This window comes from Pseudomonas sp. MPB03 (assembly GCF_046605385.1).
In the GTDB taxonomy this organism is placed as follows: Bacteria; Pseudomonadota; Gammaproteobacteria; order Pseudomonadales; family Pseudomonadaceae; genus Aquipseudomonas; species Aquipseudomonas zanjanensis.
Genome location: NZ_CP176770.1, coordinates 67136 through 86441, shown reverse-complemented (window position 1 = coordinate 86441; position 19306 = coordinate 67136). Strand labels below are relative to the sequence as shown.

Genomic DNA, 19306 nt, shown 5'->3' with positions numbered 1-19306 from the left:
GAATCTCGAAGTTAGCCCTTGGGGAACGCGGCGCTGATGTTGGCATCGATTCTGCCTTTGACGCCCTGGCCGTCCGGCGTGGCGCCCGGGCCGCCACCGTTGTTCAGGTGCAGCACGCCGCCGGTGTTGAACTCGGCATCGCCGCTGGCGTAGAAGCTGATCTGCACGCCGGTCAGGTTGATCTGGCCGCTGGCGTTAAGCTCCAGGATGCTTTCCCCGCACACCAGGCGCAGGTTCTCGCCCACTTCGATGACGTAGCTCTGGCTGATGCTGTCGGTCTTGCGCTGGCCCACCGAGAGGATGTCCTCCTGCTTGACGATGCGCAGGCGGTTGTTGCCGATGGTCACCGTTTCGTTGTGGCCGATGCTTTTGTTGCGGTCATGGCCCACCGAATGGCTCTCGTCCACCTCGACCACGATGTCCTGGTTGCGCTCGGCATGGATGTACAACTGCTCGGCGCCTTTCTTGTCTTCCATGCGGATTTCGTTGAAATTCGCCGGCGTGCCGCCCTTGCTCGAACGGCTTTTCATGCCGCTCTGGGTCGCGTTATCTGGCAGGTCGTAGGGCACGGTCTGTTCGGCGTTATAGACGCGGCCGGTGATGATCGGGCGGTCTGGATCACCCTCGAGAAAGCTCACGATGACTTCCTGGCCGATGCGCGGGATTTGCATCGAGCCCCAGTTTTTCCCGGCCCAGGATTGCGACACACGGATCCAGCACGAGCTGTTCTCGTTGGACTGGTCGTGACGGTCCCAATAGAAATGCACCTTCACTCGGCCGAACTGATCGGTCCAGATTTCCTCGCCCTTGGGCCCGACCACCAGCGCGGTTTGCGGGCCTTTGACGATGGGGCGATGAGTAATCGCCAACGGACGATAACTCTGCTGGGCGTCGATGCAGGTCAGGCTGCTTTCGAACTGCGCGGTTGGCGCGCCGCCACCGGTCTCGCCGCTTTCCTGGGAGAGGTAATAGCGAGCGCCGACGATCAGGTACTCGCGGTTCTGGTCCTGGCGGCTGAAACCCGTGAGGCTGAACAGATGCCCCGAGCCCAGGCCCCGGGCATTGCCCGCCAGTTCGACTTGCTCGTGCAGGGTCTGCAAGGCCTCGATGCGGGTGCGGGCGTAGTGTTCGCCGTCCTCGCTTTGCACATAGGTGCCGGGATAGTCGTAGAGCGGATAGTCGCCGGCGGTGTGCGGACGGGGCATGGCCGAGCGCACGTCGATGCGCGCGCTGGGGCGTTGGAAGTCGTAGTCGTTGAGTTCCAGCGAACCCGGTTGGACTTCCTGGGCCAAGTGCCAATCATGAATATGATCGCGCTCGCGCTGTTGCTCATTCTTGGGGTAGTAGGGCACCGAACCGTAGCCGGGTGCCGTGGTGTGGGCGCCATAGGCATCGGCCAGCACCAACACGTGACGGCCCTGCTCGTGACGGAAGAAATAGTAGATCCCTTCCTGCTCCATCAGCCGGCTGACGAAATCAAAACTGGTCTCGCGGTACTGCACGCAGTATTCCCACTCCCGATAGGGGTGGCTCAAGGCGTCTTCGAAATCGGAAAAACCCAGGTCGCGGAACACCTGCTTGATGATCTGCGGGATGGTCAGGTTCTGGAAAATCCGGCAATCGGAGGTGCGGGTCAGCAGCCAAAGCCACGGGCGCAAGGTGGCCTGGTAGCTGGCGAACTGGCCCTGGTCGACGTTCTGGCTGCAACGGGCGACGATGCCATGGAAGTAGCGCTCGCCACCGCCATCGAGTTGCAGGCTCACGCACATGGGCTTGCCGAGCAATTGGTTGAGGTCGATGGCGTTGTCCAGCGAATGCAACTGCAACTCGTAGTTGAACAGCCGCCCCAGCTCTTCACCGCCGCCCATGTCCTTGAGCAGCAGAACCTCGGGCCCGAGGGGGCTGGTGATCTTGGCCAGGCGTGTGGCTTGGTTGAATAACATCAATTATCCCTTGTTGATGCCTTGCATCCTCGTAGGAGCTGTCGAGCAACGCGAGGCTGCGATCTTGCCCAGACCCTTGAGTCTAAAGCGAAAGATCAAAAGATCGCAGCCTTCGGCAGCTCCTACGGGGCGCTTGATCGCTAGAGTAGTGACGCTGATCGCATAATGTAGTTTGTTACGCGGGGCAGAGGAACCCGGTTCTTGATTGTTCCCAGGCATTACTTGAATATCTGCTCCTTCGCGCGTCACCTCACGTCCATGGAAAGCGATTACTGTGACCTCTTACCGCATTCAAGAAGCCGATCTCGAAATTCCCGATGCCTGGCAGGACCAGAGCATCAATATTTTCAAGCTGCCGGCCGTCGGTCCCGCTAAAGAAGCCAGTTTTGTAATCAGCCGCGATGCCACCCAGGGCGACTCGCCCTTTGCCGAGTACGTGGACCGCCAGCTCAAAAGCGCCGAGCAGCAACTGCCGGGCTTCAAGCTGGTGCAGCGCTGGGACACGGTGCTGCAGGGGCTCACCACCACGTTGCTGGATTACACCTGGCAACGCGAGGGGCGTGAACTGATGCTGCGCCAGGTGTTCATCGAGCGTAAGCCGGCGGTGCTGATCACCACCTTGACCACTACACCGAACGATTTCCCTTATCACGAGCCGGCCTGGAAGCTGGCGATGCATTCGTTCAAGCCACAGCCTCCGATTGCCTGAGCATCGACACGTCCCACTGAGTACTCATACACATCATGGATGCACAGGCTGCAGCACGTCTGGGTGATGAAATAGCCCACGGGTTCGGGTTGGCCGCGATGGTCGCCGGAGCCGTGGCCGGCGCCTTGATTGGCGCCGCGGTCGTTGCCGCGACGGTGGCCACGGGCGGTGTGGCGCTGGCGATCATGGCCGGCTCGATTGCCGCTGGCGGCTTGTCGATGTTCCAGATCGTCAAAGGCCTTTCCACCATCTTCAACCTGCCCGAACCCACCACGGGGGCGTTGATCATGGGCAGCTTCAACGTCTACATCAACGACCGCAATGCCATGCGGGCGGGCGAAGACGTTTCGTCGTCCTGCACCGGGCTGCCGATGAACCACCCGATCTGGCCCTTCCCGGTGTTGATCGCCGAAGGCAGCGCCACGGTGTTCATCAACGGCAAACCGGCGGCGCGCCTGCACAGCAAAATGGTCTGTGGCGCTCACATCAAGACGGGCAGCCCGAATACCTTCATCGGCGGGCCGACGGTGTCGGTGGCGTTTGTCCTGGACCTTGAAGGGTGGATGCATTCCGGGTTGGAAGTGTTGGGGCTATTGGCGGCAGGTGCTGCGTTGGTCATGGCCGCCATGGCGGGTATCGCCGTGCTCGTCGAATTCGTGGTGGTGGGCGGGTTGATCGTGGGGGGCATGGAGCTTCTCGGCGATTTAGGTGACCGCCTGGGGCCTGGCTATCGGGACCTGCTGCAAGGTGTCGCCGGCATGGCCATGCTGGGGCTGAGCCCGAAAATGGCCAAGGCCGCCAAGCCTGCCGAACTGCCGCCGCCCAAGTACAAGCCTGGCGTCACCGAGGCCGATATCCTGGCCATGCCGAAAGGCTCGCGACCCGACGCCGACAAGTACTTGTCACCCCAGTATGTGAAAGAACACTTGGCCCAGTTCGAAAACGGCGCCTCACGCTTCACCACAAAGGCCAACCTGGACAAGTACGGCATCGCCCAGCGCGATGGCACGACATTCCTCATGCCCAAGGCTGAAGCCGATCAATTGGTTGCCAATGCCAAGGGTGACAAGCGGGCGTTGGAGAAGGCGCTGGGGCTGCCAGAAAACACCTTGGAAAGTAGTACGCTGGTTCGGGTCGATATTCCCGCGCCTAAAGACATGAACCTGCGGATTCCGTCAGGTAACGAGGCCGGCGCCAACGAATTCTGGATTCCTGGCGGCAAGCTGCCGACCGGTGCCAGCGAGGCGGTCATCGATGCCGGGGGCATTTCGCCCAAAGACTTCAGTTGGACGCCATTATGATGGTAGAGGTAGGCAAGTTATGAAATTTCAAGATGTTCTGGTCAGTCGCGAGCACATGTTTTCCGTGGGTATCGAACAAGATTCGGGTCGGTTCTACGTGTCCATACCGGTCAGCAATGGCATGGCCGACTACGAGGAATACTACGAAATCAATCAGGCGACCTTCGAGCTGTTCAAGCGTGACCCGGACGCCGCGCTGCCGTTTGTGGCCCGCTGCAAAAAGCGTGAGCTGGATGAGCTGTTGATTGTCGCGCCGGGAACGAATCGCGGCACGGCCATCTGATCGTCGAAAGGGCCTGTGAGGCGGCACTGCTGTTCACGTTGAGGCTGTAGATAGACCCCGTGGCGAGGGAGCTTGCTCCCGCTGGGCTGCGTAGCAGCCCCTTTGGTGAGCGCTTCGCACTCAAGCGGGAGCAAGCTCCCTCGCCACGGGATCATCGTTTACTTAAATGAGCAGCGTTGCAGCCAGGGTTGCTCCGGCGATGAGCCTCAGTGTTTGGCCCTTGCTGGGAACAACGCTTTTACTGCCGCATCGATAACGCCCTTGATGCCCTTGCCCTTGGCATCCACTTCGCTGGCGCCTCCGGAGTTCAAGTCCAAACGGCCGCCGGTGTCGATGTTGCCATTGCCACTGGCGTAGATGTTGAAGGCGGTGCCCGAGATGTTGATCTCGCCACTGGCATTGAACTCCAGCACGCTTTTGCCACACACCAGTCGAATCTGCGAGCCCGCTTCCACGAGATATTGGGTGCTGATGCTATCGCTCTTGGTGCCGCCGACGACCAAGGCATCGTTGCGCTGCACGGCCCGCAGTCGGTCTTGGCCAATGCGTACGGTTTCGTTGTGGCCGATGCTTTTATTGCGGTCGTGGCCTACCGAATGGCTCTCATCTACCTCGACCACGATGTCCTGGTTGCGCTCGGCATGGATGTACAACTGCTCGGCGCCTTTCTTGTCTTCCATGCGGATTTCGTTGAAATTCGCCGGCGTGCCGCCCTTGCTCGAACGGCTCTTGGTGCCGCTCTGGGTGGCATTGGCGGGCAGCGCATAGGGCACGGTTTGTTCGGCGTTGTACACGCGACCGGTGACGATGGGCCGGTCGGGGTCGCCTTCAAGGAAGCTCACGATCACTTCCTGACCAATGCGCGGTATCTGCACCGAGCCCCAATTCTTGCCGGCCCATGCCTGCGACACCCGAATCCAGCACGAGCTGTTTTCATTGGATTGGTCGTGACGGTCCCAATAGAAATGCACCTTCACCCGGCCGAACTGATCGGTCCAGATTTCCTCGCCCTTGGGCCCGACCACCAACGCAGTCTGCGGGCCCTTGACGATTGGGCGATGGGTAATCGCCAAGGGGCGATAGCTTTGCTGGGCATTGATGCAGGTCAGGCTGCTTTCGAATTGTGCTGAAGGCGCGCCGCCACCGGTCTCGCCGCTTTCCTGGGAGAGGTAGTAGCGAGCGCCGACGATCAGGTATTCGCGGTTCTGGTCCTGGCGGCTGAAGCCGGTGAGGCTGAACAAATGCCCCGAACCCAGGCCCCGGGCGTTGCCCGACAACTCGACTTGCTCGTGCAGGGTCTGCAAGGCCTCGATGCGGGTGCGGGCGTAGTGTTCGCCGTCGGCGCTTTGCACGTAGGTGCCCGGGTAGTCGTACAGAGGATAATCGCCGGCGGTGTGCGGGCGCGGCATGGCCGCACGCACATCAATGTGTGCACTCGGGCGCTGGAAGTCGTAGTCGTTGAGCTCCAACGAACCCGGTTGGACTTCCTGGGCCAGGTGCCAATCATGAATATGATCGCGCTCGCGCTGCTGCTCATTCTTCGGGTAGTAGGGCACCGATGCGTAGCCGGGTGCAGGGGCGTGGGCGCCATAAGCGTCGGCCATCACCAGTACATGACGGCCCTGCTCATGGCGGAAGAAGTAGTAAATGCCTTCCTGTTCCATCAAACGGCTGACGAAATCAAAACTGGTCTCGCGGTACTGGACGCAGTATTCCCACTCGCGATAAGGCCGGCTCAAGGCATCTTCGAAATCCGAAAAGCCCAGGTCGCGGAACACCTGCTTGATAATCTGCGGGATGGTCAGGTTCTGGAAGATCCGGCAATCGGAGGTGCGGGTCAGCAGCCACAGCCACGGGCGCAAGGTGGCCTGGTAGCTGGCGAACTGGCCCTGGTCGACGTTCTGGCTGCAACGGGCGACGATGCCATGGAAGTAGCGCTCGCCACCGCCATCAAGCTGCAGGCTCACGCACATGGGCTTGCCGAGCAATTGGTTGAGGTCGATGGCGTTGTCCAGCGAATGCAACTGCAACTCGTAGTTGAACAGCCGCCCCAGCTCTTCACCGCCGCCCATGTCCTTGAGCAGCAGAACCTCGGGCCCGAGGGGGCTGGTGATCTTGGCCAGGCGGGTGGCTTGGTTAAATAACATCGAATGTTCCGTGCAAATGGTAGTAACTGAAGGAACCCAATACCCACTGTGGGAGCGAGCTTGCTCGCGATAACGGTATGTCAGTCAACATGGATGTTGAATGTGACTGCGCTATCGCGAGCAAGCTCGCTCCCACAGGGTTATGCGGTGTTACTTCGGGTCAGGCCGCGTCGCTGAAATCGTACTTCAGTTCGTTGTCCACGGCACTGATCCGCACGCCGGCCAGGGCCTTGCCTTCGAGCATGCGGGTCAGGAACTCGCGGCTCATGTCCGGCAGCAGGCTGTTGGTCAGGATGGTGTCGATCATGCGCCCGCCGCTTTCGGTTTCGGTGCAACGCGAGACGATCAAATCAATCACCGCATCGTCGTAGTCGAAGGCGACTTTGTGGGTGCTTTCCACGCGCTTCTTGATGCGGTTGAGTTGCAGGCGGGTGATGGCCTTGAGCATCTCATCGCTGAGCGGGTAGTACGGGATCGTCACCAGGCGGCCGAGCAAGGCCGGCGGGAAAATCTCCAGCAGCGGCTGGCGCAACGCCTTGGCGATCTCTTCCGGCTCGGGCACGTTCTGCGGGTCCTTGCAGACCTGGGCGATCAACTCGGTGCCGGCGTTGGTGGTCAGCAGGATCAAGGTGTTCTTGAAGTCGATCACCCGGCCTTCGCCGTCCTCCATCACGCCTTTGTCGAACACCTGGAAGAAGATCTCATGCACGTCCGGGTGGGCTTTTTCCACCTCGTCCAGCAGCACCACGCTGTACGGTTTGCGCCGCACGGCTTCGGTCAGCACACCGCCTTCGCCGTAGCCGATGTAGCCCGGTGGCGCGCCCTTGAGGGTGGACACGGTGTGGGCTTCCTGGAACTCGCTCATGTTGATGGTGATGACGTTCTGCTCACCGCCGTACATGGCTTCGGCCAGGGCCAGGGCGGTTTCGGTCTTGCCCACGCCGGAGGTGCCGGCAAGCATGAACACGCCAATCGGCTTGCTCGGGTTGTCGAGGCCGGCGCGGGAGGTCTGGATGCGCTTGGCGATCATCTGCAAGGCATGGTCCTGGCCGATGATGCGTTTTTTCAGGTGCTGGTCGAGGTTGAGCACGGTTTCCAGTTCGTTGCGGGCCATGCGGCCCACGGGGATACCGGTCCAGTCGGCGACCACCGAGGCCACGGCCTGGTAATCCACGGTCGGCAGGATCAACGGGGTTTCGCCTTGCAGGGCGGTCAGGCGCTGTTGCAGGTCCACCAGTTTCTCGCGCAGTTGGTGGCTTTCGTTGTCAGAAGCTTCGCTGTTGTCTTCGCTGTCCACCACGCCGACGCGTTCGCGCAGGGTCGCGCGGGTTTCCAGCAGTTCGTCCACCAGGGTTTTCTCTTCGGCCCAGCGGCTTTCCAGCTCGGCCAGGCGCTCGCGCTCGGCGCTCAGCAGGCTTTCGCTGTGGGTCTGGCGGGTGCCGATGACCACGCCAATCGCGTGCTCACGGGCGATGATTTGCAGCTCGGTTTCCAGCGCTTCGATGCGCCGCCGGCTGTCGTCCACTTCGGCCGGCACGGCGTGCAGGCTGATGGCGACGCGGGCGCAGGCGGTGTCCAGCAGGCTCACGGATTTGTCCGGCAACTGGCGCGCGGGAATGTAGCGGTGGGACAGCTTGACCGAGGCTTCCAGGGCTTCGTCGAGGATCTGCACCTGGTGGTGTTTTTCCATGGTCGAGGCCACGCCGCGCATCATCAGCAGGGCCTTGTCTTCCGACGGCTCGGCCACTTGCACTACTTGGAAACGGCGGGTCAGGGCCGGGTCTTTTTCGATGTGCTTCTTGTACTCGGCCCAGGTTGTGGCGGCCACGGTGCGCAAGGTGCCGCGGGCCAACGCCGGTTTGAGCAGGTTGGCCGCATCGCCCGTGCCGGCGGCGCCACCGGCACCCACCAGGGTGTGGGCTTCGTCGATGAACAGGATGATCGGCTTGGGCGAGGCCTGGACGTCTTCGATGACCTGGCGCAGGCGCTGTTCGAATTCGCCTTTCATGCTCGCGCCGGCCTGCAACAGGCCCACGTCGAGGCTGCGCAATTCCACGTCCTTGAGGGCCGGTGGCACGTCGCCGGCGACGATGCGCAGGGCGAAGCCTTCGACCACAGCGGTCTTGCCCACGCCGGCTTCGCCGGTGAGGATCGGGTTGTTCTGCCGGCGGCGCATGAGGATGTCCACCAGTTGGCGGATCTCTTCGTCACGGCCGACGATCGGGTCGAGCTTGCCGCTGCGGGCCTGCTCGGTGAGGTCGACGGTGAAGCGCTTGAGGGCTTCCTGCTTGCCCATGGCGGCAGGGGCCATGGCGCCGCTGGCTTCGCCCGGCACGGCGCCGGCATTGAAACCGTCGCTGGCGGTCAGGGCGTTTTCCGGCGAGTCGCCGACGTATTCGTCAAAGCGTTCGCTCAGGGCTTCGACCTTGACCTTGTCGAACTCCGACGACAGGCCAAGCAGCGCGTGGCGCAGGCTTGGTGTCTTGAGGATGCCCAGCACCAGGTAACCGGTGCGCACCTGGCTTTCGCCGAACATCAGGCTGCCATAGACCCAGCCGCGTTCCACGGCTTCTTCCACGTGGGAGGACAAGTCGGTGATCGACGTCGAACCCCGTGGCAAACGATCCAATGCCTCGGTCAGGTCACGGGCCAGGCGCGCCGGCTCGATGTTGAACTGGCGGATGATGCGGTGCAGGTCCGAGTCCTGCAGTTGCAGCAACTGGTGAAACCAGTGGGCCAGTTCCACATAAGGGTTACCGCGCAACTTGCAGAACACGGTGGCGGCTTCGATGGCTTTGTAGGCCACGCTGTTGAGTTTGCCGAACAACGCGGCGCGACTGATTTCACCCATGCTCATGGCTCCTTGAGGTCTGTGAGGTGTTGGCCTGTTCGGCGTAATGCCGGGCCAGTATTAAATCGTTGGCATCTTTTTCAGGACGTCCCAGCCAGGTGTTGAAGCCCAGGCGGAAACGGCCATTGAGTTGTAGTGCGGGCACTTCGGGCTGTTCCAGGACCAGGTTCAGGTCCCAGTCCAACTCGTGGCCCAGGTATTCGGCAACCCAGGCCACCAGCTCGTTGAACGGTTGGCTGCCGGGCAGCATGCCCATGTAGTCAACGAGCTTGAGTGGCCCCAGGCGAATGCGGAATTTGTGCTGGCGATCCCACACGAAGCGGCCCAGGCAGAAGTCCACGCCTAATTGCGCGTTGACACCGACGCGGCTGCGCTCGGGCAGTTCCAGCCATTGGCCGACGTATTCTTCGATCTCCACCGGCAGGCCGAAGTACTCGCTGAGGATCGCCTTCAAACCGTCCGGGTAGCGGGTCTGCGCCGACAGGTGGCCGCTGTAATGCAGCTTCGCCGTGTCGGGAATCAGCCCCTGGTTGAGCAGGCTCGGCATGCCCCGGCCGCTGAGTGCCGCCAGGCGCGCCGACCAATAGTCATCGTCCGGACGGTCATGGCTGACCGTCGGCCGCGCTTCGGCCCAGGCCCGGTAGAACAGGCTGAGCAGGCGATGGTGGAACACATCGAGAAAGCGCTTGCTGGTGCTGTCGCCATTGTTGCGCTGGCGCTCGCGCACGTATTCGGTGATGTGCAACGGCATCGGGCCGTTGGGGCCGCCGAGGCCAAAAAAGAATTGCTCCAGGCGCGCCGGCGTACCGTCGCCGCCCGGTTGCACCGAGGCGAGGGTGGCCGGGGCGAAGGTGCAGTCGGCCTGTTGCCCGAGGCGCAACGGGTCATCGGCCAGGCGCAGGGAATGGCCCAGGCGCGGCAGCTCGGGGGATTCGCACTCGATGCGCCGCAACGCCTGGAAGAAGTCGTATTCCCAGGGTTCCTGGTGCATCGCCTCCAGGGTACTCACAGGGTCGGACGACGTCCGGGCTTGGCTTTCCATCGCATGATCTCGCCGCGTTCGGTGGTACGGATCACCGTCTCGGTAAAACTGTTGATCGACACGTAGCGTGCCAGGAAGCGCTCGAACACCGCACCGAGCAGGAACACCCCGGTGCCGCGAAACGCGTTTTCATCAAATTCCAGGGTGATCTCCAGGCCTCGACCGAACACGATCGGGCCGGGCATCGGCAAGCGCCGGGTGCAGGCCTTGCTGCTGACTTCCCGCAGGCCTTCGATCTGCAATTGCAAGGCCGCGTCGTTGCTGTCGCCGTACAGGCGCAGCAGTTCGCGCAGGGCGGCGGCGCCTTGGCCTTGTTCGCTCAACGACAAGTAGTTCAGCGACAACTGGCTGATCAACCGCCAGGCCTTGGCATCGTGGGCATGGCTGGCCCGGGGTCGACTGGGTCCGGCCACGCAGCGCACGGCGCCCACCGGGGCACTGTCGGCCAGGGTGAAATCGGTCTTGCCGTTGCCCACGCTCATGAACAGCGGCAGGTCGCGGTTGGTGCACAGCGCGGTCACGCCGAGTTGGCGCAGGTCGTGGCGGTAGGGCGCTTGCTGGCTGTCCACCAGGCTGACGAAGGTTTCGCTGCCGATGTAGGTCGAGCGCGGGCCGTTGCGTCGTTGGTCGCTGGACAGCACGCGCGGTTCGCGCCGCACGGTGTAGTAGGCCAGGTCGCGGCCATAACGGGACGGATCGCGCACGGCGTAGAACGGCAGGAACGGTTGCTCCGGCCCGGTGCCGTGGCCAGTGAGGCCACTCAGGGAATGCACTTCGAAATCCATCGGCCGGGTGCGGTCGGCGATCACGTGGTGTTCGTTGACCCGTTCCGACAGGTGGATGCGATCCAGGCGCTTGGGAAACAGGTTGATGGCCGGGGTGCAGAACGGTAGGAACTGCGAAGCACCCACGCTGCCTTCCAGGCTCGGATCGTGACGGTCGAACAACACGATCAGCTCCAGTTCCTGGCCGTCGCAGCGCTTGACCGCACGGCCCAACTGAGTGAAGTCGACAAACAGGAAGCGGTGGGGCAGGGCGAAGTATTCCTGCAACAGGCGATAGCCCTGGAAGGCCCGCGACACCACCGGCAACGCGGCATCGGCGTCGTCGAAACCACGCGAGCGCAACGCATCCTGGGGCAGCCGCTCCACCCAGTCGCCGCCGGGCTTGCGGGCGAACACCGCGCAGGCATTGCCCAGCAGTTGTTCGTAGAGGCGGAAAGGCTGCTCATCGGCGCCGCTCAAGTACAGCGGCAGGTTGTCCAGGGCCAGGCTGTTGAACGGCAGTTCGGCGCCGGTGCGCAGGGTCAGGCGCAGGCCGGCCTTGGCTTTCGGCTCACTGGCGGCCAGGCGCCCGAGCACGGCGGACGGGTTGCCGAAGTATTCGGCCTGGCTGACCTGCAACGGCCACAACGTCACCGCGTGGGCGGTGCGGTACTCGCAGCAGGTCTGGGTTTCGCGACCCAGGGCGGCGCGCAGGACGGTGTCGCGGGGCAGCGGGAAACCACTGCTCAGCGAGCCTTCGTCCGGGTCGGCCTGCATTTGCACCACGGTCATCGACGGCGTCGGCGCCAAGTAATGCGGGTAGGCGATTTCCAGCAGGTTGTGGGTGAAGGTCGGGTACTCGGCATCGAGCTTGAGCTGAACCCGGGCCGTCAGGTAGGCGAAGCCTTCGAGCAGGCGCTCGACATACGGGTCGGCGCAGTCCATGCCGGCCAAGGTCAGCCGACTGGCGATCTTGGGGTATTCCTTCGCGAACTCCGCCGCGCTTTCGCGCACATGGTGCAGTTCCTGGTTGTACAGCTCCAACAGGCGCGGGTTCATGGGCGTCTCCGCTGGTCTGCGTTGACCACGCGCACATGGCCGGTTTCCAGGTCCAGATCAGTTTGCAGCATCAGCCGCAGCGGCACCGGCTGGGCCCAGAGGTCGCCTTCGATCTCGAAACTCAGCGCGTTGTGGTTCATCTCGGCCGTCGCCCGGGCCCGCACCCGCAGGGTGTGGCGCAGGATGCGCGGTTCGAAGGTGGCAATGGCCTGGTGGATCAAGGTTTCCAGGGCCGAGACATCGACGTTCGACGCGCTGTTGCCGGCCAGCGCCGGCAACCCGAAATTCACCACCGAAGTGCCCGCCGGGGTGTGCAGCGTGGCATCGGCGTCGAGCAATGACGTGGTGTTGAGCAGCCACGCCAGGTCACGCAACACCGAGGCTTTCAATTGGGTCAGGGAGAGCACGCGCTTGTCGGCGCTTTCCTTGGGGTTGGTCGGATCGTCGTCGGTCAACCGGTCCAGCAGGGACGGTTGCAGGCGATCGCGGGTGGCAATTTCGGTTACCACCGAAAGAGCGCCGTATACATTTTTTGATCCCATTGGCCAGGGCCGCAGGAGGCGAACTGACTCACATCCGAGACTTCCAGTGTTTCCTTGATCAGGCGTACTGCTTGAATTTTGGTCAAGCAATCGCGGCTGGGAGCGGGCATGTGTTCGCTGCGTTCGACCAAGAAAATCGGCACTTGGTTGAACGTCTCCACACGCAGTTGCTTGTCCGGACCCAGGCTGAACTGGCAAGGCCATTCCATATCGAGCGTCTGGTGGCTTTGGTCAGGTTTAACGAGCGTGCAGCGACCTTGAACGTCAGTCAGGCTTACTGGATGCCCGACGAAGACCGCTTGAATTGGGGCTGGCGCAGTGGCTGTTTCCTGCCCGGCGCACGCGCTTAGACTGACGAGGCTTGCCGCCAGCGCCGCAAGAAACAAAGGGCTGCGCATCACGAAAGCTCCCAGAACCAGATGGCCTTGGATCTTGAGAACAGATCACCGCTCTTGGTCAGGCCACGGTTCCACAGGTCGATGTGATCACCCGTAGGTCGGCCGGCAGTGTCGCTGTTCTGTTGGTAGCAGTCTTTGAAGAAGATGATTCCAGTCTTGCCCATCAGCGTTGTGCGATCTGCCACGCTGGTGGTGTAGACCTTCGGCGCGCCGAGGCGGTTCTTCTTCCATAGCCAGTTGGCCAATGACTCCGCGCCTCGGGCATGTCCATGGGCGCATTTGGGATCCAGCGTATAAGTCGAAGTATTGACCGGTAAGGTCTTTTCCCCACACAAGGCGATGCTCATACGAATAGCGCACTGGTTGATATAGGGACCGTCACAAGCCGGAGTGGCGGACGGGTAGGGCGGATAGCTGTTCCACAAATTGACAAACGAAGGCTTGGCCATGACTCAGATACCACGTGGGAAAGGGTTGGATTCGAGCAAGCACCAAATACCCCCGGCGCGTGGCACCGGGGGCGTGTTCGATTACACCTTGATGTTCTGACGGATGTTCCAGCCGAACTTGACCGGACCGCCTTCCTTGGTGCCGTCGGCTTTCTGTGGCTGGTAGTCCACCAGCACCTTGGCGAAGTTCAGGGTGACGTTTTCGGTCAGGCGATCATCGCTGCCCGAGCCGCCAGTGCTCAGGGACGTGACCAGCACTTCTTCCAGGTTGATGATCATGTACTCGACCTGGCTTTCACCGCCGGCCTTGCGCACGGTCAGCTTGACCTTGTCGATGTGCTTGCCGCTGGCGCAGTGCATCATCAGGTTCGGCGACGCCTTGTCGACGAACTTGGTCAGGGACAGGTCCTGGACGTTGACCTTGCCCGCACCGCCGCCGCTGCCCACGTGCATGTTGCCGGACTGGGACATGCCCCAGCTCCAGTTCAGGACATCGATCTCGTCCTTGTGGGCCTTGTCCATGGACTCGCCCTTGATGTCGCCAATCTTGATGAAAATATCAACAGCCATGTTTTCTCCCTGTGTGGTCTTTACCACATTGTTTGGTTGACGCTGACCTTGCGAAATTACTGCTGTTGAACGTTACGCAGGCGATCTCCAATCCACTGAAGATCCCCTGTGGGAGCGAGCTTGCTCGCGATAGCGGAGTGTCAGGCATGCTCATGACAACTGATCCACCGCCATCGCGAGCAAGCTCGCTCCCACATTGGCCCTTGTACCGCTCAGTAAAGCTTTACGCGCCCTTGGCCGAAGGCAGTTTCGATACCAGGCGCAGCGACACGGTCAGCCCTTCGAGCTGGTAGTGCGGGCGCAGGTAGAACTTGGAGTTGTAGTACCCCGGGTTGCCTTCGACTTCTTCGACGATCACTTCAGCAGCAGCCAGTGGATGCTGGGCCTTGGTGGTCTCGGTGGAGTGCGCCGGGTCACCGTCGACGTAGTTGAGGATCCAGTCCTGCAACCAGCGCTGCATCTCGTCCTTCTCTTTGAAGGAACCGATCTTGTCGCGCACGATGCACTTGAGGTAATGGGCGAAACGGCAGGTGGCGAACAGGTACGGCAGGCGCGCGGCCAGGTTGGCGTTGGCGGTGGCGTCCGGGTCGTCATATTCGGCCGGTTTCTGCAGCGACTGGGCGCCGATGAAGGCCGCGAAGTCGGTGTTTTTCTTGTGCAGCAGCGGCATGAAACCGTTCTTCGCCAGTTCCGCTTCACGGCGGTCCGAGATGGCGATTTCGGTCGGGCACTTCATGTCCACGCCACCGTCGTCGGTCGGGAAGGTGTGGGCTGGCAGGTTTTCCACTTCGCCGCCGGACTCCACGCCACGGATGCGCGAGCACCAGCCGAAGTGTTTGAACGAACGGTTGATGTTCACGGCCATCGCGTAGGCGGCGTTGGCCCAGGTGTACTTGGAGCTGTCGGCGCCGTCGGTGTTTTCTTCGAAGGCGAAGGCTTCCACCGGGTCGGTCTTGGCGCCGTACGGCAGGCGCGCCAGGAAGCGCGGCATGGTCAGGCCGATGTAGCGCGAGTCTTCCGATTCACGCAGCGAGCGCCAGCCGGCGTATTCCGGAGTGGTGAAGATCTTGGTCAGGTCGCGCGGGTTCGACAGTTCCTGCCACGAGCCCATGCCCATCACGGTCGGCGAAGCCGCAGCGATGAATGGGGAGTGCATGGCCGCGCAGACTTTCGACAGTTCGCCCAGCAGTTCCACGTCTGGTGGCGACTGGTCGAAGTAGTAGTCACCCACCAGGCAGCCGTAAGGTTCGCCGCCGAACTGGCCGTATTCTTCTTCGTACATCTTCTTGAAGAGCGGGCTCTGGTCCCACGCGGTGCCCTTGAATTTCTTCAGGGTCTTGTGCAGGTCGGTCTTGGAGATGTTGAGCACGCGGATCTTGAGCTGCTCATCGGTCTCGGTGTTGTTGACCAGGTAGTGCAGGCCACGCCAGGCGCTTTCCAGTTGCTGGAAGTCCGGGTGATGGATGACCTGGTTGACCTGGGCGGTGAGCTTGGCGTCGATGGCGGCGATGATCGATTCGATCGACTTGATGGCGTCGTTGGACACCAGGTCGGTCTGCGCCAGGGCCTGCTCGGCCAGGGTGCGCACGGCCGTTTCAACGGCTTCGCGGGCACGCTCGGTCTTGGGCTTGAATTCTTGCAGCAGCAGGGACGCAAACTCGCTGGTTTCTTGGGTGGCGCCCAGGTTCTGCACGCCTTCGCGGGCGGTATTGTCAGTCATGATCATTGGTCCTGTGCTGGCTTCGGCGCGCTCGCCAGGGCCTGCAACAGCGCTGGGTCCTTGATCGCCTTCATGATGATTTCTTCGGCACCGGTCTTGCCGTCCATGTAGGTCAGCAGGTTGGCCAATTGGGTGCGCGCTTCGAGCAGCTTGTTCAGCGAGTCGACCTTGCGGGCGACGGCCGCCGGGCTGAAGTCGTCCATGCTTTCGAACGTCAGGTCCAGGCTCAGGTTGCCTTCGCCGGTCAGTTCGTTAGGCACATGGAACGCCACGCGCGGCTGCATGGCCTTGAGGCGCGAGTCGAAGTTGTCGACGTCGATCTCGAGGAACTTGCGGTCGGCCACCGGTGCCAGAGGCTCGGCGGGCTTGCCGGCGAGGTCGGCCATGACGCCCATGACGAAGGGCAACTGGACCTTTTTCTCGGCGCCGTAGAGCTCGACGTCGTACTCGATCTGCACTCGAGGCGCGCGGTTGCGCGCGATGAATTTCTGAGAACTTTGCTTCGCCACGTTGCTGCTCCTGGTCGCTTGAGCGACGGTGTTGGCGTCATCGGGGGTGCCGGTGACGTGACTGCGTGATCCGCTCGCTTTTTATTCGCTGTCTGGGCCGCGCAGGTTTTCAAATTGGCTCATGCCGTCGGGAATCAGGTTGCGCACGATGGCCGCGAAGTCGGCGTGCACCAGATTCTTGGCCCGGTTCAACAGCACCGGCAGCGGGCTGGAGGGCTCATGACGGGTGTAGTAAGCGAGAATCCGGTCCAGGCTGCGCAGCACGTCGTCGCGGTTGTTGATGTCGCCGCTGATGGTGCTGGTATTACGCTGTGCGCTTGTGACACTTGCATGTTCGGTGGGCGCTGCGCTGTCGTCGCTGACGGGCTCGGCCTGGGCGCTGTCGCCGCTCTGCGGGGCGAACTGACCGAGAATCTGCAGGGCCATTTTCAACGGTTGCTTCAACGGGCCCAGGTCCACGCCTTGGGCGGAACCGACCTGGTCGCTGACCTGCTGCTCGATGGCTTCGGCGGCGCTGCGCGCTTCCAGCAGGGCGGCACGGGTGATCTCCAACTGTTCGGGATCGCTGTCGAGCAGGGCCCCGGCGAGCTGTTCGGCGCCGAGGTTTTCATCCGGGAAACTTTGCAGGCCGCTGGCATTGGCGGCGGCGCGCAGGCTGACGGCACCGAAGGTGCGCGAACGGCTCAGGATGCTTTCGCGCAGCAGGCGGATGGTGACATCGGACGTCAGGCCGGCGAGGGCATTGATGCGCACGGTGGGGTCGTTGTCGTCATCGGCGTCCAGGCGCGGATGCAGTTCGGCCCAGTATTGCTTGAGCAGCTCGCTGATCAGCGTCAGCACACGGGCCATGCCCGGCAGGCCTTCGAGGGCCAGTGAGCTTTGCATCAGGTAATGGGTGATGCGCAGGTCTTTGCTGCGCGCAAGCAAGTCCAGGCTCTGCTGCTGGATGCTGCGCCATTCAGGCGGTTCGGCAGGCAGGATCGAGTCGCCCATGCTGCGCTCGGGTTGGCCTCGGGAGTCGCGCTCCAGGCGCAGGAAATCCGCGTCATATTCCAGGTCTTCACCGCACGGCGAAGTCGCGGAAACGGCGGCGAGCAGCAAAGGCACATCCACTTGGATCGATCTCCCTATCACCCGCTTGAAGAAGTCGGGCAGTTCACACGCAAGTTTCGGATGAAACTCCACATGTTCCTTGAAGGTAATGGCCCTTTAGATCTGCGATGATTTTAAAGTGCCATCATGTATATTCAAGAAGTTGTGCATTTTTGGTGTAGTACTTATCGCTTGTCAAGGTAAGCTATTTCGCCTGTGTATGCCCTATGTAACAGTTGTGATGCGCTTAACAGCCTGCCCGACCCACCGGTCGAAGCGGCAACTGACGTGGGGTTTTTGTCACGCAAGCCGGTTATGATCAGCAATCATGCTGGCAAAAAGCCGTTCCCACGGTTGTTGGCAAGGTTGCCGGCGGGTCGTCAGGGCCTCAAACCCTCACTCCCGCCCGCGCGCGAAGTATTCAGCAAGGAGGCAAGATGCCGCTGTGTTTGACTATCACTAGTTATCACAAAATTACCCCAGGCCAGTGTTCTGAAAAGTCCATGGACCAGGGGGTGATGGCAATTGGCCGCAATTCCGATAATGACTGGGTATTACCGGACCCCGAGCGTCTGGTTTCCGGTAAACATTGCGTTATCCAATACAAAGACGGGCGTTATTACTTGACCGATAACAGCACCAATGGTGTGGAATTGGTCAAGGCCGGCGTGCGCCTGCGCAAGGGCAACAGCGAACCCCTGCAAGACGGCGAAGTGATCCGCATCGGTGATTATGAAATCCAGGCCCGCGTGGATTTCAGCCTGCCGGTCACCGACAGCAACCCGTTCGCCGAGTCCCCCAGCAGTTTCGAGGCCTTGATGGGGCAACAGAGCGCGCCGGTGTATTCGCCGTCGCCGATCCCCGGACCATCGCCGGTCCAGGTGCCTGCGCATTTCCAGGGTGTGTCGGCCATGGACACCCTGCCGGACCTGTTCGATTTCTTGGCCCCGAGCAGCGTCCCGCCGGCCACCCAGCCTGACCATGTCCCGGCCGAGCAACACAATTTCCGCCCGCCGACGCCGATTACCCAGCCGAGCCCGCCGCCGGTGATCGAGCCGGTGATAGCGCCGTCCGCCTCGGTGATTCCGGACGACTGGGACCCGTTCAGCGACAAGCCTGCGCCGGTGGTCGAGCCAGTCGCGACGCCTGTTGCGCAGCCGCCGCTCGCCGACATCTTTGCTGACATCATTGCACCGCCGCCGGCCCCCGTGCCTGAAGCGTCGGTCACCCGCGTCGAGCCCCCGGTCGCACCGCCAGTTGCGCCAGTTGCTCCGGTTACCCCGGTGGCTCCAGTGAGTCCGACTGCTCCGGCCGAGTCTGCCCAGCCCGACTTGCTGCAAGCCTTCCTGCGCGGTGCCGGGCTGGATCAGTTACGCCTGGACAAGGCCAACGCCGAAGCGCAGATGGAAAGCATCGGGCGCAGTTATCGCTTGATGGTCGAAGGCCTGATCGATGTCCTGCGCGCCCGCAGCAGCCTCAAGGGTGAATTCCGTATCCAGCAGACGATGATCCAGCCGGTGGAAAACAACCCGCTGAAGTTCGCCCCCAATGTCGATGAAGCCCTGTTGTTGCTGTTGCGCCACGGCAACCAGGCGTTCATGGCCCCGGACGCGGCGGTGCGCGACAGTTTCGATGACTTGCGCGCCCACCAGCTGGCGGTGATGGCCGGTGTGGAGGCGGCCATCAAGCATTTGCTGGGGCGCTTCGAGCCGTCGCAACTGGAAGAGCGCATGGCCAAGCCTGGCGGACTGTCGGGTATTTTCAGCGGCTCGCGACAGGCTCAGTACTGGCAGCAATTCACCGAGCTCTACAGCAACATTTCCCGGGAAGCCCAGGAGGATTTCCAGGACCTGTTCGGTCGCGAGTTCAGTCGCGCCTACGAAGAACACAGCACGCGACAGCGACGCCGTTGAGCGGCGTCGCCTTA

16 protein-coding genes are annotated in these 19306 nt (G+C 62.0%); 4 read left to right on the top strand and 12 right to left on the bottom strand.

All coding sequences use genetic code 11. The features are described 5' to 3' along the window. Positions 1–11: 11 nt before the first annotated feature. The gene (gene tssI / locus ACLH0I_RS00375; protein WP_411385973.1) at positions 12–1943 is read right to left on the bottom strand and encodes a type VI secretion system tip protein TssI/VgrG; all 1932 of its coding nucleotides are present in this window, start codon (positions 1941–1943) and stop codon (positions 12–14) included. A 274-nt stretch (positions 1944–2217) separates the two neighbouring features. Here tssI and ACLH0I_RS00370 point away from each other — a divergent pair, with 274 nt between their 5' ends. The 3 genes from ACLH0I_RS00370 to ACLH0I_RS00360 are packed head-to-tail and all read left to right on the top strand — an operon-like array spanning position 2218 to position 4236. Next, positions 2218–2652, top strand: a complete 435-nt coding sequence (locus tag ACLH0I_RS00370) for a DcrB-related protein (protein ID WP_411385972.1) — start codon at positions 2218–2220, stop codon at positions 2650–2652. Positions 2653–2687: 35 nt separating this feature from the next. Continuing rightward, positions 2688–3953, top strand: a complete 1266-nt coding sequence (locus ACLH0I_RS00365) for a PAAR domain-containing protein (protein ID WP_411385971.1) — start codon at positions 2688–2690, stop codon at positions 3951–3953. A gap of 19 nt (positions 3954–3972) precedes the next feature. Beyond that, a complete protein-coding gene (locus ACLH0I_RS00360) occupies positions 3973–4236 on the top strand; it encodes a hypothetical protein (RefSeq protein ID WP_186710278.1) in 264 nt (87 codons plus the stop codon). Between the two features lie 206 nt (positions 4237–4442). Here the strand turns inward: ACLH0I_RS00360 and ACLH0I_RS00355 are convergent, their stop codons facing one another. The 11 genes from ACLH0I_RS00355 to tssA all read right to left on the bottom strand — a co-directional run bounded on the left by ACLH0I_RS00355 (position 4443) and on the right by tssA (position 17400). Then, the gene (locus ACLH0I_RS00355) at positions 4443–6383 is read right to left on the bottom strand and encodes a type VI secretion system tip protein VgrG (protein ID WP_411385970.1); all 1941 of its coding nucleotides are present in this window, start codon (positions 6381–6383) and stop codon (positions 4443–4445) included. A 160-nt stretch (positions 6384–6543) separates the two neighbouring features. Next, positions 6544–9234 carry a type VI secretion system ATPase TssH gene (gene tssH / locus ACLH0I_RS00350; RefSeq protein WP_186729959.1) on the bottom strand — a complete coding sequence of 897 codons (2691 nt, stop codon included), beginning with the start codon at positions 9232–9234 and terminating at the stop codon, positions 6544–6546. Beyond that, positions 9227–10276, bottom strand: coding sequence for a type VI secretion system baseplate subunit TssG (tssG, locus tag ACLH0I_RS00345; RefSeq protein ID WP_198796199.1), 1050 nt, complete (start codon positions 10274–10276; stop codon positions 9227–9229). The genes tssH and tssG overlap by 8 nt, the downstream gene beginning before the upstream one ends. Beyond that, positions 10240–12099, bottom strand: a complete 1860-nt coding sequence (gene tssF, locus ACLH0I_RS00340; RefSeq protein ID WP_250962943.1) for a type VI secretion system baseplate subunit TssF — start codon at positions 12097–12099, stop codon at positions 10240–10242. Before tssF ends, tssG begins: the two co-directional genes overlap by 37 nt. Further along, complete coding sequence (gene tssE, locus ACLH0I_RS00335) at positions 12096–12608, bottom strand: type VI secretion system baseplate subunit TssE (RefSeq protein ID WP_039593609.1); 513 nt, start codon at positions 12606–12608, stop codon at positions 12096–12098. The genes tssF and tssE overlap by 4 nt, the downstream gene beginning before the upstream one ends. Beyond that, positions 12602–13039 carry a hypothetical protein gene (locus ACLH0I_RS00330; RefSeq protein ID WP_250962945.1) on the bottom strand — a complete coding sequence of 146 codons (438 nt, stop codon included), beginning with the start codon at positions 13037–13039 and terminating at the stop codon, positions 12602–12604. Before ACLH0I_RS00330 ends, tssE begins: the two co-directional genes overlap by 7 nt. Next, a complete protein-coding gene (locus ACLH0I_RS00325; RefSeq protein WP_207966139.1) occupies positions 13039–13488 on the bottom strand; it encodes a type VI secretion system amidase effector protein Tae4 in 450 nt (149 codons plus the stop codon). Before ACLH0I_RS00325 ends, ACLH0I_RS00330 begins: the two co-directional genes overlap by 1 nt. Before the next feature lie 81 nt (positions 13489–13569). Further along, positions 13570–14058 (bottom strand): Hcp family type VI secretion system effector, encoded by a 489-nt coding sequence (locus ACLH0I_RS00320; protein WP_250962946.1) that lies wholly within the window; start codon positions 14056–14058, stop codon positions 13570–13572. Between the two features lie 223 nt (positions 14059–14281). After that, positions 14282–15778, bottom strand: a complete 1497-nt coding sequence (gene tssC, locus ACLH0I_RS00315) for a type VI secretion system contractile sheath large subunit (protein ID WP_122567584.1) — start codon at positions 15776–15778, stop codon at positions 14282–14284. A 2-nt stretch (positions 15779–15780) separates the two neighbouring features. Further along, positions 15781–16287, bottom strand: a complete 507-nt coding sequence (gene tssB / locus ACLH0I_RS00310; protein ID WP_003177230.1) for a type VI secretion system contractile sheath small subunit — start codon at positions 16285–16287, stop codon at positions 15781–15783. Between the two features lie 81 nt (positions 16288–16368). Further along, positions 16369–17400 (bottom strand): type VI secretion system protein TssA, encoded by a 1032-nt coding sequence (gene tssA / locus ACLH0I_RS00305; protein ID WP_411385969.1) that lies wholly within the window; start codon positions 17398–17400, stop codon positions 16369–16371. 416 nt (positions 17401–17816) lie between these two features. On the opposite strand from tssA, the gene tagH reads away from it, so the two are divergent. Next, the gene (gene tagH / locus ACLH0I_RS00300; protein ID WP_411385968.1) at positions 17817–19292 is read left to right on the top strand and encodes a type VI secretion system-associated FHA domain protein TagH; all 1476 of its coding nucleotides are present in this window, start codon (positions 17817–17819) and stop codon (positions 19290–19292) included. Positions 19293–19306 lie beyond the last annotated feature (14 nt).

What these genes read in the sequence shown, in the direction of transcription:
- tssI (WP_411385973.1), bottom strand. Translation starts at nt 1,943, where the DNA reads ATGTTATTCAACCAAGCCACACGCCTGGCCAAGATCACCAGCCCCCTC.
- ACLH0I_RS00365 (WP_411385971.1), top strand. Translation starts at nt 2,688, where the DNA reads ATGGATGCACAGGCTGCAGCACGTCTGGGTGATGAAATAGCCCACGGG.
- ACLH0I_RS00360 (WP_186710278.1), top strand. Translation starts at nt 3,973, where the DNA reads ATGAAATTTCAAGATGTTCTGGTCAGTCGCGAGCACATGTTTTCCGTG.
- ACLH0I_RS00355 (WP_411385970.1), bottom strand. Translation starts at nt 6,383, where the DNA reads ATGTTATTTAACCAAGCCACCCGCCTGGCCAAGATCACCAGCCCCCTC.
- tssH (WP_186729959.1), bottom strand. Translation starts at nt 9,234, where the DNA reads ATGGGTGAAATCAGTCGCGCCGCGTTGTTCGGCAAACTCAACAGCGTG.
- tssG (WP_198796199.1), bottom strand. Translation starts at nt 10,276, where the DNA reads ATGGAAAGCCAAGCCCGGACGTCGTCCGACCCTGTGAGTACCCTGGAG.
- tssF (WP_250962943.1), bottom strand. Translation starts at nt 12,099, where the DNA reads ATGAACCCGCGCCTGTTGGAGCTGTACAACCAGGAACTGCACCATGTG.
- ACLH0I_RS00330 (WP_250962945.1), bottom strand. Translation starts at nt 13,039, where the DNA reads ATGCGCAGCCCTTTGTTTCTTGCGGCGCTGGCGGCAAGCCTCGTCAGT.
- ACLH0I_RS00325 (WP_207966139.1), bottom strand. Translation starts at nt 13,488, where the DNA reads ATGGCCAAGCCTTCGTTTGTCAATTTGTGGAACAGCTATCCGCCCTAC.
- ACLH0I_RS00320 (WP_250962946.1), bottom strand. Translation starts at nt 14,058, where the DNA reads ATGGCTGTTGATATTTTCATCAAGATTGGCGACATCAAGGGCGAGTCC.
- tssC (WP_122567584.1), bottom strand. Translation starts at nt 15,778, where the DNA reads ATGACTGACAATACCGCCCGCGAAGGCGTGCAGAACCTGGGCGCCACC.
- tagH (WP_411385968.1), top strand. Translation starts at nt 17,817, where the DNA reads ATGCCGCTGTGTTTGACTATCACTAGTTATCACAAAATTACCCCAGGC.